This window comes from Bradyrhizobium sp. SHOUNA76 (assembly GCF_023006445.1).
Classification (GTDB): domain Bacteria; phylum Pseudomonadota; class Alphaproteobacteria; order Rhizobiales; family Xanthobacteraceae; genus Bradyrhizobium.
Window position 1 is genome coordinate 1 of record NZ_JALBHA010000687.1, and the last position, 2669, is coordinate 2669.

Below are 2669 nucleotides of genomic sequence, written 5' to 3' on the forward strand. Positions count from 1 at the left end.
CATGGCCGAGAAGATCGGGCGTTCCTGGGTCGCGGTCAGAGCCGAGAGCGGCACCGACCACAGCGGATTGCCGCGAGGAATGGGCTTGCCCGGCCCTTGCTGCGCGGGCCGTGCGATCGGTCTCATCGTTCCGACATCGACACTTTCGGCAGGATTGCCCGCCGCATCGTCCGACAGGACATCCACGCGCGCTGAGGTGGCCGCCATGGCTCCGGCAGCGCCCAGAACCGCGCAAAGCACGGCCAATCCTGTCGGCCTCAGCCAGCCGGACATCGATATTCCCCTGCGACCACGGGCCGCGCCACGCGACGGCGAGGCATTGGCGCCAAACTAGTTCCGATCCGTGGCGTCATCAACCCACACCGTCCCGCCACCCACCGAGCACGTACATTCCGTGCTGCACCCGTTGCAACGCATGAATATGTTGCCCGACAGCCACGATGGCTGAAAATGCAAAGCGGAACAGGGAGGAAGCAGGCGTAAATGGATATCCGTTCATTGCAGGCCGTTGCGGCGCCATGAGATCATGGCGTGGGCGCTGAGCGTCAGTGCATGCCCAGGTTGCATGTTTGCGATGATTTCTTTGCTGATTTGAGACGATCGGATGGCTGGACCGACAATGGCAAGTGGGGGGATCGGATACGGGCTGCGATCGGTCGTGCGCCACTCCCTGGCGACACTCCTCGCCACCACCGCGCTGGGCATCGTCGCCGCGCATGCCGTGGACGGCACATGGACCGGCGGCTCCACCGACTGGACGGATCCCACCAACTGGTCATCCAACCCGAGCGTGCCCGACGAGACCGCAACCTTCACCAACACCGGAAGCACGGGCGTCGACAACAACAATGGCGTCGTCGTGATCGGCACGGTCCAGTTCACGCCGATCGCGCAGGCCTACTCGATCACGGTCGGCAACCCGTTCATCATCAATGGAACGGGCATCGTCAACGATTCCGGCACGACGCAGAATTTCGAAGTCACCTCCGGCAACAATCTGGTGTTCCAGAACAGCAGCACCGCGCGCAGCGGTATCGGGGACGTGACCATCACGAACGATATCGGCGGCACCGTCAACTTCATCCAGAACAGCACCGCGGGGACGGTAACCCTCGTCAATAGCGGCTTTGTCACGTTCGACGATTCAAGCTCCGCCGGCAGCGCCCAGATCACCAACAACGCCAACGGCCAGATCGATTTCTTCACCAGCGCTTCGGCGGGCAGCGCCACGATCAACAACCTCGCATCGGCCACACTGAACTTCCACAACACCACGACCGCCGCCTCTTCGACCATCAACAACGACGGAACGGTGACCTTCGACGGCTCCGCCACCGCCGGCAGCGCCACGATCACCACCAACAACGGCGCAACGACGAACTTCGCGGGCTCGAGCACGGGCGGCAGCGCGCAGTTCGTCACCAATCTGGGCGGCACGGTCGACATTTCGGGCCTGACCAGCGGCGGCATGACGGCGGGCTCGATCGCAGGCGCCGGCGACTACGTGCTCGGCGCGAACACGCTCACCACCGGCAGCCTCAACAGCTCGACCCAGGTCGACGGCGTGATCTCCGGCACCGGCGGCGGGCTGACCAAGGTCGGCACCGGCACGCTGACGCTGACCGGCACCAACACCTATACGGGCGCGACGACGATCTCGGCCGGAACGCTGGCGCTGTCCGGCTTCGGCAGCATCGCGAACTCCAGCGTCGTGACGGTGAATGCGACGTTCGATATTTCCGCGTCCTCATTCCCGTTCAACGCCATCACGACGCTCGCCGGCAATTCCAGCGGTATCGTCAACATGGGCGGCAACGGGCTGTTCATCACAAATGGTTCGACCGAATTCGCCGGCGTGATCCAGGGCACGGGCGGGCTCGAGATCGGCGGCGGAACGCAAACGCTCACTGGCGTGAACACTTATTCCAATGTGACCCAGATCGATAGCGGCGGCACGCTGGCACTCAAGGGCAGCGGCTCGATCGCAAGCTCACTCTACGTCGCATTCTCGGGCGCAGGCGCCACGCTCGATATTTCGCAGACCACGTCAGGCGCTTCGGTTGGCGGGCTCTTCTCGTTGAGCCCCGTGGGCACCGTCGCGCTGGGATCGAAGACGCTGACGATCACGAATGGATCGTTCTTCGGCGGCGTGATCCAGGACGGCGGCATTGGCGGCGGCACCGGCGGCAACCTCGCGATCGCCAGTGGCGCGACGCAACAGCTCTACGGCACCAACACCTATACCGGCACCACCACCATCGCGAGCGGTGGCGAGCTCGACCTCATCAATTTCGGCGGTAGCGACGGCAGCATCGCGACCTCGAGCAGCGTCACCGCCAACGGCATCTTCGACATTGCGAGCCTGAGCGGCGGCACCTCGATCAAGTCGCTGTCGGGTTCGGGCGCGGTCAATCTCGGCGCTAATACGCTGACGATCACGAACGGTAACAGCACCTTCGCCGGGATCATCGACGATGCCGGCGCCGGCGGCGGCCTGACGGTGGCGGGCGGCACGCAGACGCTGTCCGGCAACAACACCTATACCGGCGCCACCACCGTGAATGGCGGCACGCTGGTGGTGGACGGCTCGATCCTGAACAGCCCAACCACCGTCAATGCCGGCGGCACGCTCGCCGGCAGCGGCACGGTCGCAGGCGTCCAGGTCAACG

1 protein-coding gene and 1 pseudogene are annotated in these 2669 nt (G+C 64.6%); one reads left to right on the forward strand and one right to left on the reverse strand.

The annotated features are described in order from the left end of the window. Nucleotides 1–273, reverse strand: a pseudogene (locus MOV74_RS35640) (hypothetical protein); the annotation flags it as partial. A 385-nt stretch (nucleotides 274–658) separates the two neighbouring features. Here MOV74_RS35640 and MOV74_RS35645 point away from each other — a divergent pair. Then, nucleotides 659–2669, forward strand: a 2011-nt coding sequence (locus MOV74_RS35645; protein WP_246931879.1) for an autotransporter-associated beta strand repeat-containing protein, incomplete at its 3' end; no start/stop codon positions are given.